Origin of the sequence: Rhodococcus sp. C1 (genome assembly GCF_020809065.1) — a bacterium.
In the GTDB taxonomy this organism is placed as follows: domain Bacteria; phylum Actinomycetota; class Actinomycetes; order Mycobacteriales; family Mycobacteriaceae; genus Rhodococcus_F; species Rhodococcus_F qingshengii.
The window spans coordinates 4,373,772-4,392,920 of record NZ_CP078080.1; the positions used below are offsets into that span (position 1 = coordinate 4,373,772).

Here is a 19,149-nt window from a genome sequence, read left to right on the forward strand (position 1 = left end):
CGAGCATCACTCGTCAGCATGGATCGATCCATCGACAACGCAGCACGCGTGGATCTTCTGCGCGCTTTGGAAGAGTTGAAGGCCAGTTGCGCTGGTGCCCAGGCATTGCTGGCTGCCGATCTCGACGCGTTCACCCGCAACGACCGCAGCGAACGGGGAGTGCCGCGCGCATACCAAAGCCGTGGAATCAACGCGCAGATTGCCCTCGCACGGCGAGAGTCGGCTTGGTTCGGAACTCAGCATCTGAACCTGGCCCGCGCACTGAACGACGAGATGCCGCACACACTTCGACTACTCGTCGACGGCTCCATCAGTGAGCATCAGGCGACGATCCTCATGCGCGAGACTTCATGTCTCACCGCCCAGGATCGCGCTACGTTGGATCGCGAGTTCTGCTGCGACGCTGCAATCTTGGACGGATGCGGCAACCATCAACTGACACAAAGAATCCGCGCACGCGCTGCCGAAATAGACTCCGACAGTGTTGCCAGACGAGCACGCAAAGCCGTGGGAGACAGACGAGTGACGTCACGGCCTGCGCCCGACACGATGTGCTGGCTCAATGTGTTTCTTCCCGCGGCCGAAGGTATCGCCGTGCACGCCACGCTCAGGCGCGACGCAGATTCCGTACTTGCCGGCGGGGACAAGCGCACCCGAGCGCAAATCATGGCTGATCTCCTGGTCGAGCGGGTTACCGGAATCGGCCGCGCCACACCGACACCCGTCACCGTGAATCTGGTTGTCTCCGACCAGTCATTGTTGGGCGACAATTCCGCCCCGGCGTACGTCCACGGGTACGGACCTGTACCAGCCGCTATTGCACGCGAATGGATCACCAAGGCCAGCGAAGACTCCGAAACGGTGGCAACGGTCCGAAAGCTCTACGCACGCCCCGATACGGGCGCGCTGACCGCAATGGAATCCACGGCGAGAACCTTCCCGAAGGGGTTGGCGCGATTGATCGAACTCCGTGATCGAAGCTGCCGTACTCCGTGGTGCGACGCGCCGGTTCGCCACCGCGACCACATTCGCGATCACTCGAGGGGTGGACTCACCAGCGCAGCCAACGGTGCCGGGTTGTGTGCGGCATGCAATTACGCGAAACAGGGCTCGGACTGGACTGCCGAACCTGTACCAGGTAACCGGCACACCTTCACCACAACGACACCTACCGGGCACCGGTATTCGTCTGAGGCTCCGCCACTTCCGGCACCCTGGACCAGTCCGGATGCGGCCTAAGTTCCTCGGTGAGCCAATGCGTTCACGAACACCTCGGAAATCTCCGAGGGGTCACGAGCGATGTACGTCGAACCGCCCGTCACGCGGGAGATATCGGCGAGCGCCGCCGCATCTGCGTCATCGGTGATGCCGATGGTGACGATGATGACCGGACGCGCCGGATCCTGCTCGCGTGCAAGTACATCGAGCAACTGTTCACGGCTGATGCTGTCAGGATCTTCGTTTGCGCCGTCGGTCAAGATGATGACGCTGTTGACTGCTCGCGGATCGTACGATTCCTGAACCTTACGGAATGCGGCCAGCGTCGTGTCGTACAAACCTGTGGCGCCACGTTTGAGTTCGGTGAGCCGGTTCGCCTGATCTGCCATCAACTTTCGTTGAGTCACACCGTCGACGATCGTGTCGTAGCGCCTGATCGGCACCAATTCCTGGAAGTCCTGGGTTCCGTTCATACCTTGGGAAAACGCCCAGAGACCGGCAGCGACGCTGTCTGGGAAGACCTGATTGCCGGCCAGAGCAGCAGCAGTGGTCAACTGCATGCGCGTCTTGCCGCCTGCCGCCGGGTAGTCCATCGACGCAGACACGTCGATCGCAACGAGTGTCCGGATCGGCTTGGCCATCAGAGCCCAAGCGCCCAGTGTCTGATCGGCCACCGACTGTTCGGACACGGTCAGTGCCGTGACGTCACCGACTCCACCTTCGACGGCTCCACCGCCGGAAGTACGGAACCCGCTGCGCGTCAGCACTTCCTGAGCAGATTCACTGTGCAACAGCTCGGCGATGGCGTCACTCTTCTTGGCTGCGGCGTAGTGCCGGTCCGGTGCCGAAGCACTGACCACCAGGGGGTAATCCATGATCATGGTTCCCGTCGCCGGTACTGTCGCGGAAATCTTCGACTCAGCCTTCGTGAACTCGACGACCTGTTGCTCGGTCGAAACACCGACCTTTCCGGAGCTGACCAATTCGGTGAGCATCTTCTGTCCTACCGGCTGATCTTCGGTACGAACACTCTCCGCTTGCGCATGGGGTACGAGTGCCGCTCGAACGGATTCGGAGGTGGCCCCGGTCTCCGCGAGAGCTCCGAGAATGGGCGCCGACGCAACCCCTGTGAACAACGGATTGCCCAACGCCAGGTCGGGAACCTGTAGCGCCGCGAGCCAACTGGCAAACTGTTCGCCACCGCCGGAGGCGAGAACGACAGGCGAGGTGGCGATCGAACCGCCGGCGGCAGCGACCGGCCCTTTGGCCGTCAATGCAGCTTTGCCCACCCACGCTGTCGAATCCGGTATCCACATGTCCGGCGCGTCCACGCCCTTACCCAGGGTTCCCGCAACGTCCCCGGGCAGCGCAGAGGTAACCGTGATCCGCGAACAGCCTGCCTGCTCCGGCGACGATTCTGCGAGGATCTCTGTGACTGCCGGCGCGATCGCAGGATCCGCTGCCAGCGAGTACTCGTCGACGCTCTCGCAGGAATCGGACTGTGTTGCCTTGAAGACCACCACCCCGGTGGCGATTACCGCGACGGCAACCAACCCACCCACTGCGTAGAACCCGATCGACCGCCCGCTGTCAGGACTCGAATGCCGTCCGCCCGCCATGAAATCTGCCCTTCCGAGGCCACTCGCACTCAGGCATACCGACGGTATGCGCGCGACTGGAACTGTCCCTACCGGGCGGTAGTGTAGCCAAGAACACAGAAATTCCAACTAGCGCTGAATCGTCGGAGAACCGGCGAGCCCACATTTCGGGACAGGCCGGCCGAATTCACGAACCTTCAAGCGTCGCAGCGACTTTTCAGCAAACTGACTTGCCTAGAGCAGCTCACGCTTCTGAACCTTGCCCATCGCGTTACGTGGCAGAGTCTCGGCAAATCGAACCTCACGGGGACGCTTGTGCGCCGACAACTCCGCCCCGACCAACTCGACCAATTCGGCTTCGGTGACCTCGGGAGTCCCGGGCTTACGGACTACGACGGCGATGATCCGCTGCCCCAGATCGGCGTCGGGGACACCGATCACCGCAACTTCGGACACCGAAGGGTGCCCGAGGATGGCGGTCTCGATCTCGCCGGCGCCGACTCTGAATCCACCGGATTTGATCAAGTCGATGGATTCGCGGCCGACGATTCGGTGGAACCCACCCTCGTCGATGACGGCGACGTCACCGGTCTTGAAGTAGCCGTCCTCCGTCCAGGACTCGGCGGTTGCGTCCGGACGGTTCAAGTAGCCGTCGAAAAGCATCGGCCCACGTACCTGTAGGCCGCCGATACTCTCGCCGTCGTGCGGCACATCGTTGCCCTTCTCGTCACGAAGACGAGTCTCGACTCCGCGCAGCGGCACGCCGACCCACCCCGGGCGTCGCTCGCCGTCGAAACGCGTGCTCAGGGTCAGCATCGTCTCACTCATGCCGTAACGCTCGATGGGCGTCAATCCTGTTCGCTCCCGCAGCTTTTCGAAGACCGGCACGGGAAGCGGCGCACTACCGGAGACCAGAAGTCGGGCACCGGACAACGCGCGGGCAGCTTCTTCGTCTTCGGCGATACGCGACCAGACGGTGGGGACACCGAAGTAGAGGGAGCCTTTGGCCCTTGCGTAGTTTTCCGGCGTCGGCTTGACGGTGTGGATCACCCGGCTGCCGATCCGGAGGGGGCCGAGGATTCCGAGAATCAGTCCGTGCACGTGGAAGAGCGGAAGCCCGTGTACGAGGGTGTCTCGCCACGTCCAGTCCCAGGCCTCGGCGAGCGCGTCGAGCCCGGCTGCGATAGCCGAGCGACTGAGCAGAACGCCCTTCGGTGGGCCGGTAGTTCCGGACGTGTACAGGACGAATGCTGTGGACTGCGGTGCCGGTTCGGGATAGCTGTGCCACGAGCGAGCGTGCAATCGGACGGGAACCACGGGCAGGCCTTCGCAGTGGTCGTCCGTTTCGCCGAGCCACGCCTGGGCACCGGAGTCACGCAGAATGTGCTCTCGCTCAGCCTTCCCCGAGTCCGGCGGGACCGGCACAACGGTGACGCCGGCAATCAACGCCCCGACGACGGCGAGAATCGTTTTTGCTGTGGGAGTTGCCAATACGGCAACCCGATCGGCCTGCGCCACTCGCTCCGCGACCGAGGTCGCGGCACCGAGAATGGCACTCCGCGAGAGAACCGTGTCACCGATCGTCACGGCGTCGTCGAGGTCGTCACCGCGGGCAACAGCAAGGGGGTTCAAGGATCTCAGCAGCACCACGACAGCATCTCACAGCGCGGATGGTCGCAAACTTTCTCCTGCCCGACGCGCGTCCATCGAGTGCGGAGGGAACAGCGTCACCAGCGCAGCCCCCAAGAGCGCCCCGGAAAGCACCGCGAATCCGTGTGCGTCGTCGACCGTCACCAATGTTGCGCCGCCGACGACAATCACGACCGTCAGAACAATCTCAGGCATTCGCGGGCGCACCAGAACGCCGATGCCCGCGGCCGCCGCTGCCAGAGCAAGCGTGGCACCGGAGTTGCCTGCGCCGGTCGACGGGAAGACTGCGGTGGTGAGCAAACCGAACAACAGTTGACCGAGCAGGAAGAGTGCCCAACCGCGTGCGGCGCCCCAGAGCCGAAAAGCAGGCGGCGCCACCACTGCCAACGTGAGAAGGTTGGCAACCGTCCCGGCAAGGCCGCCGTCCTGGACGAACACCGACGTCAGGATCCGCCACCACTGACCGTCGCGGATCAACGTGGGATCACGGCGAAACATGTCCAACAGTCCCGGCATCAGCGCCTGCAAAATTGACGGCACTGCCACCACGAGCCAAAGCACAACGGCCGAAAGAGGTAGGTCTCCGAGTATTCGACGATCCTTCAGCCACGCGAGCATCAGCGCGATCGAGGCAACAACGACGGCGACAATCAGTACCGCGTCCAAGCCGCCGGTCCCTGAGGTGGTCACAGCGCGACCTTACATCGGACCGATACCGACATCAGGGAACCTGACACCTGGGAAAGCACACGATTCAGGCGGAGAGGCGCTTTGCTGCCGCGGCGATTCGCTCGTCTGTTGCAGTGAGCGCGATCCGCACGTGCTTGCTCCCGCTCGGTCCGTAGAACTCACCGGGGGCAACGAGGATCCCACGATCGGCGAACCAACTGACCGTCGCTCGACATTCCTCGCCGCGCGTCGCCCAGAGGTACAGACCTGCCTCGGAATTGTCGACGGTGAATCCGGCGCCTCGAACAGCTTCGATCAACACACTACGACGCTCGCGGTACCGCTCGCGCTGGATGTTCTCGTGTTGGTCGTCGCCCAAGGCTGCGGTCATCGCCGCCTGGATCGGTAGCGGCAGGATCATGCCCGCATGCTTGCGCACCTCGAGCAGTTCCGACACCAGAGCCGGATCACCGGTGACGAACCCGGCGCGATAGCTCGCGAGATTGGACGTCTTCGAAAGTGAGTGGACCGCAAGCAAACCGGTCAGATCACCGTCGTTGACACGAGGATCGAGAATGGAGAGCGCATCGGCTTCCCACGTCAATCCGAGGTAGCACTCGTCGGAGACGACGATGGCGCCGCGCTCGCGCGCCCAGGCCACGACCTTCTGCAAGTGCTCGAGGCCGAGCACCTTGCCGGTGGGATTCGAGGGCGAGTTCACGAAGATCATCGCCGCCGACTCGGGACCGAGCTTGTTCAAGCCGTCGGCGCGCAGGACGCGAGCACCTGCCAGTTTCGCTGCGACCTCGTACGTCGGGTACGCCAACTCCGGAATGACCACTAGATCGTCGGCTCCGAGACCGAGCAATGTCGGCAGCCACGCGATCATTTCCTTGGTACCGATGGCCGGCAGCACCGCTGCCGGATCGACGTCGGGAATGTTGTAGCGGCGATCCAGTGACTCCGCCACGGCCTCGCGAAGCGCGAGCGTGCCATGAGTCGTCGGGTATCCGGGCACCTCGGCAACAGAGGCCAGAGCCTCCTGAATCACCGGGTCCACCGGATCCACCGGCGTCCCCACGGACAGGTTCACGATGCCGTCGGGATGAGAGTGCGCCTTCGCCGTGACGTCGGCGAGCGAATCCCACGGAAAATCAGGAAGCCCAGCGGCCACCGGAGTACGAGACAAGATCGCTATTCCTCACCCATGGGAGGCAGCGCCTTGATGAACGGCGTGTCGTAGTCGACCTTGCCGAGCTTGGCCGCTCCACCCGGTGAGCCGAGATCGTCGAAGAAATCGACGTTGGTGCTGATGTACGCGTTCCACTGGTCCGGGACGTCGTCTTCGTAGAAGATGGCTTCGACGGGACAGACAGGCTCACACGCGCCGCAGTCGACACACTCGTCGGGGTGGATGTAAAGCATGCGTCCACCCTCGTAGATGCAGTCGACAGGGCATTCTTCGATGCACGCCTTGTCCATCACATCTACACACGGTTCAGCAATCGTGTAGGTCACTGCCGATCTCCCTGCCTTCCTGTCGTGCATCGCCGCCGCAACACGCAGTTGCAAGGGGCCGAAAATCCGATACGACTCTCACGTACCGCGGGAACAGCCTATTATCCCCCTGCCGACCGACTCTGAGCAGGCGGGGGTAACACATTTCAGCCTACTGCGGTGATGTTCCTCGACCGAATCGCGATCCACTTCTCCCCCAGAGCGGCCGCGCGTACCAGTGCGCCCCGCTCACCGAGGTAATCCGCCACGACGCCGACCACCGGAATCTTGCCGATGATCTCGTACGGTTTTGTCCGAGACGGCCGCTTGTGCAACTCGTCCGTGATGGCACGAAAAGTCTTGGACGTGCGCCACAACGTTCCGATGAGCGCGAACGGGCGCCAGGTCTCGTCGGCGCCGCTGGCTGATTTCTCGGCGAAGTCAACTCCGGTGAGAAGCTCTCGAGACTTCGTCTCACGCCGGCACAGCACCGACGCCAGGAGGTCCACCTGCTGATCCCGTTCGGTCACTCCGTGTTCACGGGCAACCGCAACGAGCACAACGGCCTGATTCGCGAAGGCCAGCAGGTCCTGGATCGGCAACCGATTGAGGAGGACACCGAAGATGCCGGGAAACGCGACGGCAACGGTGTTGAGTGCACCCAACCGGGTCGTCCACCACTTCGAGCGCTGCTCGTCGGTCATCACCGACCACGCCGCCGTCCCGGGGAACTTGACGACGTCGAGGACCCAAGCGGCCGCGTCCAACACCATCGCAGCAGCGTTTCGCTCGGGATCGGTCGGCTCGAACGTCCGACGCTTGATACCGAGCGGATCGCTGTAGGCGAGGTCGAGAACCGGGTTGATCCCCCACACCGCTCGATCGAGAACCTCGACGACCTTGCGGTCCCCCAGTACGTCAGCCATCAGGCAATCGCTCCTTCGCGTCGTGCATGTGTGGTGGTTCGTTCGCGTGCCGGACGTCCGATTCCCTCGGCGATGGCGCGCAGTTCTGCGACGGTCTTCTCGGAACCGTGTTCGGAGCCGGCCATCCGCGAGATCGTCTCTTCCATCAGCGTTCCGCCGAGGTCGTTGGCGCCGCCGTTGAGCATCATCTGCGTTCCGGTGATGCCAAGTTTGACCCAGCTGGTCTGGATATTGGGTATGCGGCCGTGCAGCATGATGCGTGCCAACGCGTGCGCAGCGCGGTTGTCCCGATTAGTCGGCCCTGGCCGTGAAGCGCCCGCCAGGTACAGGGGCGCGCTCTGGTGAACGAACGGCAGCAGCACGAACTCCGTGAATCCGCCTGTACGGTCCTGGATTCCGCGAAGAACGTTCAGGTGCCCGACCCAATGGTGCGGCTGATCGACATGCCCGTACATCATCGTCGAACTCGACCGCAGCCCCACCTCGTGGGCCGTGGTGACCACTTCGATCCATTCCGCCGTCGGCAGTTTGCCCTTGGTGAGGATCCAGCGCACCTCGTCGTCGAGGATCTCCGCTGCCGTACCGGGAATGGTGTCCAGGCCCGCCTCACGAAGGGCCGTCAGCCAATCCCTGATGCTCTCACCACTGCGCGATGCACCGTTCACGATCTCCATCGGAGAGAACGCGTGGACGTGCATCGACGGCACGCGCTTCTTGACGGCCCGGACCAGGTCGGCGTAACCGGTGACGGGAAGTTCCGGATCGATACCGCCCTGCATGCACACCTCGGTTGCGCCGGCGACGTGCGCTTCCCACGCACGGTCGGCGACCTGCTCTGCCGACAGCGTGAACGCGTCGGCGTCACCCTTGCGCTGCGCGAACGCACAGAATCGGCAGCCCGTGTAGCAGATGTTGGTGAAGTTGATGTTCCGGTTCACCACGTAGGTGACGTCCTCGCCGACGGCATCCTTGCGCAGCGCATCCGCCAGTGCCACAACGGCTTCCAGGCCCGGGCCCTCCGCCGTGGCGAGGGCCAGGTACTCGTCGTCGGAACATCCGGCCGGGTCGCGTTCGGCACTGCGGAGCGCAGCCAGCAGATCGGTGTCGACGCGAATCGGAGCACTGAGCTCGAGAACCTGTTCGCGCACGGTCTCCCAGTCGCCGAACGCACTGCCCAGGTCACTGCGGGTCTCGGTGTTGCGCCCGTCCGTGTCGATCTCGGTATTGAGATCGACGCGTCCGCTCGATTCCCACGACTCGTCCGGTTCCTGCCACGGCCGACCCACCGGCTTGGTGTCGGGCAAGGCGAGACCGGTCTTGGGATCCGCCAGCGCCTGCACGTGACCCGCAATACGCGGATCGATCCACGGAGCCCCGGCCAGGACATATGCCGGCTGAGCCGCAGTGCGTTCGGTCAGCGTGAAGCCGCCCTCGGCGCTGATCTCGGCCAAGGTCTCGAGATTCGGCCAGGGACGCTCGGGGTTGACGTGATCGGGGGTCAACGGTGATACCCCGCCCCAGTCGTCCACGCCTGCGCCGAGCAGCGCGAGGCACTCGCTGTTCGAGACGAGATTCGGCGGACTCTGGATCCGCATCGTCGGCCCGAGCAGCAGGCGTGCGACGGCGATGGCCGCGAGAAACTCGTCGAGTCCAGCATCAGGCGTATTGCGCATCGCGGTATCGGGCTTGGCCAGGAAGTTCTGAATGATCACTTCCTGGATGTGGCCGAACGCCTTCTGCGACTTGCGTATCGCCAAGATCGACTCGGCACGTTCGAGGAAGTTCTCCCCGATGCCCACGAGAATTCCCGTGGTGAAGGGGATGTTCAGTCGGCCTGCGTCGGTCAGGGTGCGTAGCCGAACCGCCGGGTCCTTGTCCGGGCTGCCGTAGTGGCACTCACCCTTGTCGGTGAACAGCCGGGTAGCGGTCGTCTCGAGCATCATGCCCATCGACGGCGCAACGGGCTTGAGCCGCGAGAGTTCCTGCCAGCTCATCACACCGGGATTGAGGTGTGGGAGCAGGCCTGTCTCCTCGAGTACCCGGATCGACATCGCTCGCACGTAGTCGAGGGTGGAGTCGTAGCCGCGTTCGTCCAGCCATTGCTTGGCTTCCGGCCAGCGAGCCTCGGGGCGATCCCCCAGCGTGAACAACGCTTCCTTGCAGCCCAATTCGGCGCCTGCCCTGGCAATGTCCAAAACCTCGTCCGGTTCCAGGAACATGCCGTGCCCAGCGGCACGCAGCTTCCCCGGCACCGTGACGAATGTGCAGTAGTGGCACTTGTCCTGGCACAGACGGGTCAGCGGAATGAAAACTTTTCGCGAATACGTCACGGTGTTCGGCCGACCCGCTGCCAGCAGACCGGCATCGCGAACCTTGGCCGCCGAAGAACACAGATCGGTCAGATCGGTTCCCCGTGCCTGCAGCAGCGTTGCCGCCTCGTCGACGTTCAGGGTCGCTCCGTCGCGTGCACGACGGAGAACTCGCCGCATCGCCGACGCTGACGGGCCGGGCGACGGACTGGACGAGGCGGACGCGGAAATACCTGGCATCGGAAGCATGGTGGGTTTGCCGGAGTCATCACCAGTTCGGTTCACCTAGCGATCATGCGCCATGTGGGACGACTAGTGCCACCCGGTGCCAGAAGTAGGAGGCCTCACCGCCCCGACACCGCCTCGATCACGACGGCCGGTAGTCGTCGTCGACCGCAACCTCGACTCGTTGATCCACCACGTCAGCCACTGGCGCGTCGAGCGGAATGTCGGTCAGATCGGGTTCTTCAGGGGCGTTCGGATCTACGGGTGTCGATTGTTCGAGCGCATCTGATTCCGGAGCCTCCGGGTCGAATGTCGCATCTTGTTCGGTCATCACGTGCTCCCTTCGCGGTCGCCACACTCCACGATAGGGCCGATGTCGACAGATCGCCCCTCACTCGACCAAAGTAGTGCCCATGACTGCGCCGCAACCGCTGACCATGGCCGACCCCTTATGGCGACCCAGCACCAAAGCCCCGAGGCTGTGGGCAATCACTGCCTCACTGTTCTGGGTACCCGTCATCGTCGCCGAAATCGTCTGTGCCGTCTTGGTACCCGGAATCCCGTCCTGGTTGGTCGGCACCGTATTCGCAGTCACCGTACTCTTCGCTGCCACCTACATTCTGATGGTCCCGGCGTGGCGGTATCGGGTCCACCGATGGGAGATCAGTGACACCGCGGTATACACCCGCACCGGCTGGTTCACCCAGGAGCGACGCATCGCACCGATCTCGCGCGTGCAGACCGTGGACACCGAGCGCGGACCGATCGACCGCATGTTGGGTCTGGCAACCGTCACGGTCACGACAGCGTCGTCGGCCGGGGCCGTGAAGATCTCCGCACTCGACCAGGAAGTCGCCGACCGCACGGTGGCTCAACTGACGGAGATCGCGGGTACCAACGTGGGAGACGCGACGTGAACGAGAAACAGTTGGGCGACCCGACCGCGATCGAGATCCCGGTAGAGGCGGAAACGGCAGCTGCCGAGGCCGCGGAAGAGGAACAGCCCTGGCTCCGCCTCGACCGACGCATGCTTCTGGTCCACCCCGTCAACGAAGTCGTCAAACTGCTCCCGGTCCTACTCGTCTCCGTAGTTCTCGGCAGCCAATCCGGAAACCACTGGTGGGGACTCGGCGTCGTCACTCTGCTCGTCATCTTCGGTTTGTTGCGGTATTTCACCACCACGTACCGAATCGGACCCGTCCACGTTCAACTGCGCACCGGGGTCTTCCAGAAAAAGCTGCTCTCCGTCCCGCGTAGCCGCATCCGATCCGTCGACGTCGAGGCCGGGGTCATGCACCGGTTGCTCGGACTGTCGATCGTGCGCATCGGTACCGGCCAGCGCGCCGGGAGCGGCCACGATTCGAACAAGTTCGAGCTCAACGCCCTGTCGACCGCCCTGGTTCCGGACCTACGCGCCGCACTGTTGGCCGGCGCCCAGCAAGCACGGCGACTGGAAACCCCGGGCACGCCGGTCGAAAGCATCACCGAACCGGTCGACACCGAAATCGGTCACTGGGAACCGAGTTGGGTTCGCTACGCCCCCTTTTCGTTCACCGGAATCGCCATCATCGCAGCCATCATCGGCATCTCGTTCCAATACGGCATCGGCACTGCCGTCGCGAAATCCTCGGCAGTGAGCGACAGCTTCGACTCACTCGAGAGCCTCGGCATCGCACTGATGGTCGTCATCGCACTCGTCGTGCTGCTGGTGCTGTCGAGTGCACTCGCCTGCGTCCAGTACCTGATCGCGTTCGGCAACATGAAACTCACCGACAACGGCCGCATCCTGCATGTCAGTCACGGCCTGTTGAAGACTCGGCAAACCACACTCGACCGCGCCCGCCTCCGCGGCACGACGCTCAAGGAACCGCTCCTGCTGCGATTGGCTCGCGGCGCGCGGCTCGACGCCATCATGACCGGGGTCAGCGCCGAGAAGAAGGAATCTTCGCTACTGCTCCCGCAGGGACCGCGCAGGGAAGCCGAGCGAGTGATGGCCACCGTGATCGGTGACTCACGCCAGGCGTCCGCCCCGCTGATCCCGCACGGCCCGGCCGCGCGGCGTCGCCGGTACACCCGAGCACTGTTCCTCGCCGCGGTGGCGTTCCTGGTCTGTGTGGCGTGCGCGGCTTCTGGACTCGATGTACCGATCTACGCGTGGTTCGGGGTCGCCGTACTCGCCATCGGTGGCACTGCCCTCGCCTTCGACCGATACAACGGCCTCGGCCACGCAGTACTACCCGGATGGTTGATCACCCGAAACGGCTCGCTCGATCGCCAGCGTCACAGTCTCGAATCCGAAGGTGTCATCGGATGGACGGTGCGCGAGACGTTCTTCCAACGACGCGCGGGAGTGGCAACCGTCGTCGCCGCGACGCCCGCCGGCACCGGAAGCTACGAGGTGATCGATCTCCCCGCCGAGAACGCGTGGGCATTGATCGAAGCCGTCACTCCGGGCGGTGGCGACGTGTGGGCAGGTCGTCGATGATGAGCCGCGCCAGCGAACCGAGACGCGATCGCTCCGGCTGGATGGTCGGAACACCGAGGAGTTCCAGCGGGGCGGCCGTCACCGGTCCGACGCAGTAGGTCGGTACCGGTCCGCGCATAGCTGCGACGAACCGCTCCAGCTCGCCCATTTCTTTTGCCGTGCTGAGCATCGAGGAGACCGCGGGGGCACTGGTGAAGGTCAGCGCGTCGATCGCACCGGAACGAACTGCAGCGACCAACGCGCGGACCGGCGACTGATCCGGCGGCCGGATCCACCGATAGACCGATACCGGAGTGACAACCGCGCCGATGTCGGCGAGGGAGGCGCTCAGGTCCGTCAACGGCTCCCATTCGGTGATGGTGCCGTGCAACTGGACTGCGATGCGCAAGCCTGCCACTCCCTCGCTTCCGAGATGTGCCAGAACTTCCTCGGACGACTCACCCGAAGGCGACCATTCCTCGCGCAGTCCGGCGCCTCGGATGGCACCCGTCGCCTTGGGGCCGCGGGCGATGATGCGCGTGTGGGCGAGAGCCCCGAGGAACTCCTCGGTCAAACCCCACGAGGCGACGGCGTCGAGCCAACCCCTGAAGCCGATCCCGGTACTGATCACGACCAATTCCGGAGGATCGGCAATCAAAGCGGACGTCTGAGTCCTCAGGTCTCGATCGTCCACCAACGGCAGCACATGGATCACCGGTGTCCGCACGATCTCCGCGCCTCGACGTTCGAGGAGCGTCGCAAATTCTTCGACACGCCGTTCTGCGGTCAAGGCGATAGTCGCACCCGCCAAATCATGTTCAGCCACAGGCTGAGTGTCCCTTATGCACGGGTCAGTTTCCTACGCGCGCGCCGAGAACTATTGCGAGCTGAGGGTGGCGAGTCTGTTGATCGCCACTTTGAAGAGGAAAACGGCGGCCGGAGCGATCGCACCGACCAGCAGCAGGAAGGTCAGAGGGGACGAAAGCACGAGTACGTCGCCGCCGGGGCCGCCCACCATGCACACCAAGAACCCGACGATCCAACCGGCGAGCGGCAATGCGGCCCTACCCGGCGTCGTAACCGTGCGGGCGGCGATCACCAATACGAGGTTCGCGGTTGCGGCTACGAGAATGCTGATGGGAAATGCCGTCGTACCGAGATGAGTCGGCAAGAACAGGACGGACAACACCGCGCACAAGAATCCGTCGAAAATCAGGACGCCGAGGATGACAGGGTCGAGCCACGACAGCGACGTTCCTGTCGAGGCGTCCGTGTTGTTCTCGACGGTCGTCATGGTTTTGATAGTGGTCTATCGGTCGTCATCGCGCGAGCGCGGGGTCCCTCCCGACAAGCACCCCGGCTCGCGCCCGAAAAGCACGAAGCTGATCAGGGAACCGGCGGGAACCCGAGCAGAGTCAGCAAATGACTCTGCTGATCTGCGAATGCGTAGAGCGACCCGTAATACAAGTCGTGGTAATAACCAGCCATCGGACGCAACGAATCGACGAAGGCGACGATCTGGTTCTGCAGGTCCCAGTTGTACATTTCTTCAGCCCCCAGGCTTTGCTGTTACCGAAAGGACCACCCATCCGGTGACACGCATCACACACCACTACGGCGTCGATCGCAATGCCTGTGAGCCGACGCCCAGGTCAGCTGTGCAGCCCGCCGAACAGATCGCGCTCGCGGCCGTCCTCACCCACCGGACCGAGCGCGCCGGCGGCCAATACGAAATGCTCGACCGTCAGGATCGGTTGGACCACGTTGTTCGACAATGCGAACTCGGCTCGACTCGGGGCTACCGTCACCTGAGTGGCGTGGGCGCTCAATGCCCTCGCCTTCGCATCGATGACGCCTCGAACGTCGATTGCCGTCGTCACGTCTGTGTCCTCGACGCTCGGCAATTCCCCGGGCTCGGGCAGACGCCAGTTCTCCGGGAACTCGGAAATCGCCGCGATGCCGCGTTCGAGTCCGCTGCGCTCGGTCACGGTCCAGTAGAACTTCGGAGTCGACCACGGCTCGCCGGTCTCGGGATACGCGGTCGTTCCTGCAGCTTCGACGGCCGCTGTCGTGATCGCGTGCGCCTGGATGTGATCCGGGTGCCCGTAGCCGCCGTTGGGGTCGTACGTGATCACGACGTGCGGCCGAATCTCACGAATGACGGCGACCACCGCGCCGACTGCTTCGTCGAGTCGAGCATTGACAAAAGCACGGGGATTGGCGGCCGAAGGTGTGCCGATCATTCCGGAGTCGCGATACCGACCGGCACCGGCGAGGAAGCGAGGAGCGGCACTGCCCAAAGCCGACAAAGCAGCGCTCAGTTCCGCGATCCGGTAGCCACCGAGTTGATCGGCCTCGGAAGCCACGAGCCCGGCCCACGCATCACCGATCACTTCGCCTTCCTCCCCCAACGTGCAGGTGAGGACTGTGACCTCGACGCCTTCGGACGCGTATCGCGCGATGGTGCCACCGGTGGTGATCGTTTCGTCGTCCGGATGTGCGTGTACCAACAGAAGTCGCTTCGCCGACGCGGTCACTTTTCCACCCTCACCCAGTCCGTAGCGTTTCCGAATATCCCCACCTGCACCGGCCCGTCGAGGACCACGCCCTCGACTCCGGTCCCGACCGCGACCAGCGCTCGGCTCTGCACGATCGGCAAAACCGCCGCAAGATCCCACAGCTTGGGTTCCGCATCGGCGATCAACGACCCCAGATCCCCGATGCCACTGAGCGCTTCGTCGATCCGACCTTGCAACGCCGGATCACACAGCCCGGACAGGTTGCTCGGAGCCTCGACGCTTGTTGTTCGGATGGGCTCCGGTGTCTGCGACGGCGTCGGTGCGGGCACTGCCGAACTTGTTGCCGGAGTGGAAGGTGCGCTCGGGCAACTGAACCGCGAGGCCAGCGAAGTGGCCGTGTCGGCGCCTGCCCGGCTCCAACCGACGATCATGTCGACGCGTCCTGTCGTCAGGTCCTCGCCGTAGAGTTCCTCCGGCGCCACCGATTCGACGGTCGCCAGGATTCCCACGTCACGCAATTCGTCGGCAGCGGTGTTTGCCACGGCGATCGCGATGTCGTCGTTTTCGGGAGCGCCGATCAGCAGCGTCAACTGGGCGCCGTCACGGACGATCGATCCGACCGTTCCAGTGCCCGTGACGATTCCGGTGGGCGGTGCCGTCAGGTAGCCGGCTGCGGTCAGCTCGCCCAGCGCCTGCTCCCTGGTCGGTTTCGGCGGCGCGGTGGGCGCATATCCCGGATCCGACGGAGCGAGGATCTGAGCTTTCACCGGGGCCGACGCCGATTCACTCCCTGCCGCCACCACGGCGAGCAGGTCCGGATCGAGCAGTCCCAGAACACCTTTACGCACCCGAACATCCGCGAAGTTCTTGCTTCGCCCGTTCACGTTGATGTCGAGAGTGCGCGGAACGTAGGAGAATGCCGTCCTGACACCCGGGATTGCAGACAGCTGAATATCCGTGGCACTACCCGAATGAACCTGCGCCACTTGGGCATCGTCGGTACGCAGCGCATCCGCCAACTGTGCAGCCGTTCCTCCGCGTCGCAGAACTATCTGATCCGGGTCTGAAGGCTTGCCCCAGAATCGGTCGTTGCGTTCGAGCACGATTTCGTCCCGGCCGCGGTCGACCGAGCGCACGTGAAAGTGGGCTCCCGACACCGGAATCCCCTCACTCAGGCCGGTGCTGAAACCGCCGGGAGTGTCCTTGATCAGGTGGGACGGAAGAATATCGGTGAACAACTCTCGCCATGCCGGATACGGCGCACGCATCACGACGTTGACCGTTTTGCCGCCGCCGGACGAGTTCACGTCGTCGATCATCTGATAGCCCGCGGGATTGACCACTCCGGGAACCGAGATCATCTGCTGCCACAGGTAGCGAAAGTCTTCTGCCGCAATGGGAGCGCCGTCCGACCATTGGGCTTCGTTGCGCAGTTGGTAGCGAATCGTGAACGGGGCCTCCGACGTCACTTCAGCGGAAACGAGGAAAGAATCGTCGATCGCCCACTCCGTCGCGCCAGGTTGTGTGGGCGAATTGATCGGGCGAAACGCACTGGGCAGTACGAGGTTGCCGACTGCGGAGTTGACCGGCGACTGATCCGCGAGCAGGTGCGGGTTGAATCCGCCTCCCACCTCGTCGATTGCCACAGTGACCTGCTTCATCGCCGGAACGACCGGAGTCGGTGTGGGCTTGACGGTTTCGGTGCTCTCGACCGGAGGCGGCGGATCGGCTGTACATGCAGTCAGTGACAACGCCGTCACTGCCACTGCCAACGCCAGGTAGCGACGTCCTGAGGCCACAGACAATTCCTTCCGTACGGGGCCGCGTCGCCCCTTCGCACTCGATTTCCAGGCAGAACTTTGCCCGGAAACCATGAAGGCGAATGTACCTTTCCGCCGAAAACTCGGCTGAAAGGCACATCCGCCTGTCAGGTTGTAACCGACGAAAGACTACAGAGCAGCCTTGTCGCGTGCCTTGCTACGTGAACGCTCGCGAGCGCGCTCGGTTGCGTTGAGGTGCACCTTGCGGACGCGAACGTCCTCCGGGGTGACCTCGACGCACTCGTCGCTGGAGCAGAACTCCATCGCTGCTTCGAGTTCGAGCTTGATCGGCTTTGCGAGGGTCTCCATCACGTCTGCGGACGACTGACGCATGTTGGTCAGCTTCTTCTCGCGAGTGACGTTGATGTCGAGGTCTTCCTGACGCGGGTTGATACCGACGACGTGTCCCTCGTAGGTGTCTGCGCCGGGCTCGACGAAGAAGGTTCCACGGTCGGCCAACTGGATCATGGCGAACGGCGTCACCGTGCCGGAGCGGTCCGAGACGAGCGAGCCGGTGTGGCGCGCACGGATCTCGCCGGCCCACGGGCCGTATCCGTCGAACACGGCGTTGGCGATACCGGTTCCGCGGGTTTCCGTGAGGAAGTCCGTGCGGAAGCCGATGAGGCCACGCGAAGGAACGATGAACTCCATGCGAACCCAGCCTGCGCCGTGGTTCGACATCTGGACCATCTTGCCCTTGCGGTTGGCCAGGAGCTGCGTGATGGCGCCGAGGTACTCCTCGGGGCTGTCGATGGTCAGCTCTTCGAAAGGCTCGTGAACCTTGCCGTCGACGAGCTGCGTGACAACCTGCGGCTTACCGACGGTGAGTTCGAAGCCCTCACGACGCATCTGTTCGACGAGGATGGCGAGCGCGAGCTCTCCACGACCCTGGACCTCCCACGCATCGGGGCGACCGATGTCGAGGACCTTGAGCGAGACGTTACCGACGAGCTCCTGGTCCAGGCGGGACTTGACCATGCGTGCAGTCAGCTTGTGACCCTTGACGCGACCGACGAGCGGTGACGTGTTGGTGCCGATCGTGACCGAGATTGCCGGCTGGTCGACGGTGATGCGGGGCAGTGCGACCGGGTTCTCCAGATCAGCGAGGGTGTCGCCGATCATGATGTCCGGGAATCCTGCGACGGCGCAGATGTCACCGGCGACGGCGACCTCACCGGGAACGCGCTCGACACCGATGGTCGTGAGGAGTTCGGTGATCTTGGTCTTCGTGACGACGGGCTCGCCGTCGACCTCGCGGCACCAGGACACGGTCTGGCCCTTGCGCAGCTCGCCGTTGTGGATGCGAACGAGTGCGAGGCGACCGAGGAATGCGGATGCGTCGAGGTTGGTGACGTGAGCCTGCAGCGGTGCGTCGACCGAGCCCTTCGGCGCGGGGACGTACTCCATCAGCACCTGGAAGAGTGCGGTGAGGTCCTCGGCGTCGGGAGCCTTGCCGTTCTCGGGCTGCACGGTCGATGCCTTGCCTTCGCGACCGGACGCGTAGAGGACGGGAAGTTCGAGTGCGAGCTCAGCGGCTTCGGCGGCCTCGTCGGACAGGTCCGATGCGAGGTCGAGGAGCAGGTCCTGAGCCTCGGTGACAACCTCTTCGATGCGGGCGTCGGGGCGGTCCGTCTTGTTGACGACCAGGATGACGGGCAGCGAAGCGGCGAGTGCCTTGCGCAGCACGAAACGCGTCTGCGGCAGGGGTCCCTCGGAAGCATCGACGAGCAGGACGACGCCGTCGACCATGGACAGGCCGCGCTCGACCTCGCCACCGAAGTCGGCGTGGCCGGGGGTGTCGATGACGTTGATGACGGTGATGGAACCGTCTTCGTTGACCTTATGTACTGCGGTGTTCTTCGCGAGAATGGTGATGCCCTTCTCGCGTTCGAGGTCGCCGGAGTCCATAACGCGATCGACCAGCTCGGCGCGCTCCTCGAACGCGCCGGACTGACGAAGCATGGCGTCGACGAGGGTGGTCTTGCCGTGGTCGACGTGTGCGACGATGGCAACGTTACGGAAGCTGGTGATGGTCACGCGATGGCTCTCCTGGCTGAGTTGATTCGGCCACGCGAAAGTCAAGTCGCACGGCTCTTCTGGTGGCCGCTGCACGAGTGTGTGATCCGAATCAGGGCACGAATCGCCTGAGAAGGCACCGCGGCCTAGTAAATACTACTCGCTCCGGGCTGATACTCCTGCATTGTGCGGCCTCTATCACCGCCCCCACCAGCGAATAGTGATCTGCACCACGCCG

General features: G+C 63.8%; 17 protein-coding genes. 3 read left to right on the plus strand and 14 right to left on the minus strand.

The genetic code is table 11. From position 1 onward, the window contains the following. Positions 1–18: 18 nt before the first annotated feature. Positions 19–1,239 carry an HNH endonuclease signature motif containing protein gene (locus tag KTR60_RS19900; protein ID WP_228401184.1) on the plus strand — a complete coding sequence of 407 codons (1,221 nt, stop codon included), beginning with the start codon at positions 19–21 and terminating at the stop codon, positions 1,237–1,239. Here the strand turns inward: KTR60_RS19900 and KTR60_RS19905 are convergent. The 8 genes from KTR60_RS19905 to KTR60_RS19940 form a co-directional block, all read right to left on the minus strand. Next, the gene (locus KTR60_RS19905) at positions 1,236–2,837 is read right to left on the minus strand and encodes a substrate-binding and VWA domain-containing protein (protein ID WP_228401185.1); all 1,602 of its coding nucleotides are present in this window, start codon (positions 2,835–2,837) and stop codon (positions 1,236–1,238) included. The genes KTR60_RS19900 and KTR60_RS19905 overlap by 4 nt on opposite strands. A 213-nt stretch (positions 2,838–3,050) precedes the next feature. Then, on the minus strand, positions 3,051–4,463 hold the full coding sequence (locus KTR60_RS19910; RefSeq protein WP_007726254.1) for an acyl-CoA synthetase: 1,413 nt from the start codon (positions 4,461–4,463) through the stop codon (positions 3,051–3,053). A 12-nt stretch (positions 4,464–4,475) separates the two neighbouring features. Then, positions 4,476–5,156, minus strand: a complete 681-nt coding sequence (locus tag KTR60_RS19915) for a rhomboid family intramembrane serine protease (RefSeq protein ID WP_064113470.1) — start codon at positions 5,154–5,156, stop codon at positions 4,476–4,478. A gap of 64 nt (positions 5,157–5,220) precedes the next feature. Next, the gene (dapC, locus tag KTR60_RS19920; RefSeq protein ID WP_125051628.1) at positions 5,221–6,324 is read right to left on the minus strand and encodes a succinyldiaminopimelate transaminase; all 1,104 of its coding nucleotides are present in this window, start codon (positions 6,322–6,324) and stop codon (positions 5,221–5,223) included. Between the two features lie 5 nt (positions 6,325–6,329). Beyond that, the gene (gene fdxA / locus KTR60_RS19925; RefSeq protein ID WP_003945248.1) at positions 6,330–6,653 is read right to left on the minus strand and encodes a ferredoxin; all 324 of its coding nucleotides are present in this window, start codon (positions 6,651–6,653) and stop codon (positions 6,330–6,332) included. Positions 6,654–6,799: 146 nt separating this feature from the next. Beyond that, positions 6,800–7,558, minus strand: a complete 759-nt coding sequence (locus KTR60_RS19930; protein WP_228401186.1) for a hypothetical protein — start codon at positions 7,556–7,558, stop codon at positions 6,800–6,802. Beyond that, complete coding sequence (locus KTR60_RS19935; protein ID WP_228402295.1) at positions 7,558–10,116, minus strand: bifunctional FO biosynthesis protein CofGH; 2,559 nt, start codon at positions 10,114–10,116, stop codon at positions 7,558–7,560. The genes KTR60_RS19930 and KTR60_RS19935 overlap by 1 nt, the downstream gene beginning before the upstream one ends. Positions 10,117–10,234: 118 nt before the next feature. Then, positions 10,235–10,423 carry a hypothetical protein gene (locus tag KTR60_RS19940; protein WP_003945217.1) on the minus strand — a complete coding sequence of 63 codons (189 nt, stop codon included), beginning with the start codon at positions 10,421–10,423 and terminating at the stop codon, positions 10,235–10,237. Between the two features lie 82 nt (positions 10,424–10,505). Here KTR60_RS19940 and KTR60_RS19945 point away from each other — a divergent pair, with 82 nt between their 5' ends. Further along, the gene (locus tag KTR60_RS19945; RefSeq protein ID WP_228401187.1) at positions 10,506–11,009 is read left to right on the plus strand and encodes a PH domain-containing protein; all 504 of its coding nucleotides are present in this window, start codon (positions 10,506–10,508) and stop codon (positions 11,007–11,009) included. After that, the gene (locus tag KTR60_RS19950) at positions 11,006–12,577 is read left to right on the plus strand and encodes a PH domain-containing protein (RefSeq protein ID WP_081305368.1); all 1,572 of its coding nucleotides are present in this window, start codon (positions 11,006–11,008) and stop codon (positions 12,575–12,577) included. The genes KTR60_RS19945 and KTR60_RS19950 overlap by 4 nt, the downstream gene beginning before the upstream one ends. Here KTR60_RS19950 and KTR60_RS19955 read toward each other — a convergent pair. The 6 genes from KTR60_RS19955 to typA all read right to left on the minus strand — a co-directional run bounded on the left by KTR60_RS19955 (position 12,537) and on the right by typA (position 18,932). Then, the gene (locus KTR60_RS19955) at positions 12,537–13,382 is read right to left on the minus strand and encodes a uroporphyrinogen-III synthase (RefSeq protein ID WP_003945251.1); all 846 of its coding nucleotides are present in this window, start codon (positions 13,380–13,382) and stop codon (positions 12,537–12,539) included. The two genes, KTR60_RS19950 and KTR60_RS19955, sit on opposite strands and share 41 nt — an antisense overlap. 51 nt (positions 13,383–13,433) lie before the next feature. Then, a complete protein-coding gene (locus KTR60_RS19960; RefSeq protein ID WP_030536224.1) occupies positions 13,434–13,850 on the minus strand; it encodes a hypothetical protein in 417 nt (138 codons plus the stop codon). Between the two features lie 92 nt (positions 13,851–13,942). Next, positions 13,943–14,101: a hypothetical protein gene (locus tag KTR60_RS19965; protein WP_003945210.1), complete on the minus strand. Its 159-nt coding sequence runs from the start codon at positions 14,099–14,101 to the stop codon at positions 13,943–13,945. Between the two features lie 107 nt (positions 14,102–14,208). Then, the gene (gene mshB, locus KTR60_RS19970; protein ID WP_007726273.1) at positions 14,209–15,093 is read right to left on the minus strand and encodes an N-acetyl-1-D-myo-inositol-2-amino-2-deoxy-alpha-D-glucopyranoside deacetylase; all 885 of its coding nucleotides are present in this window, start codon (positions 15,091–15,093) and stop codon (positions 14,209–14,211) included. Next, positions 15,090–16,874, minus strand: a complete 1,785-nt coding sequence (locus KTR60_RS19975; protein ID WP_030536226.1) for an ABC transporter family substrate-binding protein — start codon at positions 16,872–16,874, stop codon at positions 15,090–15,092. The genes mshB and KTR60_RS19975 overlap by 4 nt, the downstream gene beginning before the upstream one ends. A 150-nt stretch (positions 16,875–17,024) precedes the next feature. Beyond that, positions 17,025–18,932, minus strand: coding sequence for a translational GTPase TypA (gene typA / locus KTR60_RS19980; protein WP_007726276.1), 1,908 nt, complete (start codon positions 18,930–18,932; stop codon positions 17,025–17,027). Positions 18,933–19,149: the final 217 nt, after the last annotated feature.

Coding starts and splice junctions, on each gene's coding strand:
- KTR60_RS19900 (WP_228401184.1), top strand. CDS start 19: ATGGATCGATCCATCGACAACGCAGCACGCGTGGATCTTCTGCGCGCT.
- KTR60_RS19905 (WP_228401185.1), bottom strand. CDS start 2,837: ATGGCGGGCGGACGGCATTCGAGTCCTGACAGCGGGCGGTCGATCGGG.
- KTR60_RS19930 (WP_228401186.1), bottom strand. CDS start 7,558: ATGGCTGACGTACTGGGGGACCGCAAGGTCGTCGAGGTTCTCGATCGA.
- KTR60_RS19935 (WP_228402295.1), bottom strand. CDS start 10,116: ATGCTTCCGATGCCAGGTATTTCCGCGTCCGCCTCGTCCAGTCCGTCG.
- KTR60_RS19940 (WP_003945217.1), bottom strand. CDS start 10,423: ATGACCGAACAAGATGCGACATTCGACCCGGAGGCTCCGGAATCAGAT.
- KTR60_RS19945 (WP_228401187.1), top strand. CDS start 10,506: ATGACTGCGCCGCAACCGCTGACCATGGCCGACCCCTTATGGCGACCC.
- KTR60_RS19960 (WP_030536224.1), bottom strand. CDS start 13,850: ATGACGACCGTCGAGAACAACACGGACGCCTCGACAGGAACGTCGCTG.
- KTR60_RS19965 (WP_003945210.1), bottom strand. CDS start 14,101: ATGTACAACTGGGACCTGCAGAACCAGATCGTCGCCTTCGTCGATTCG.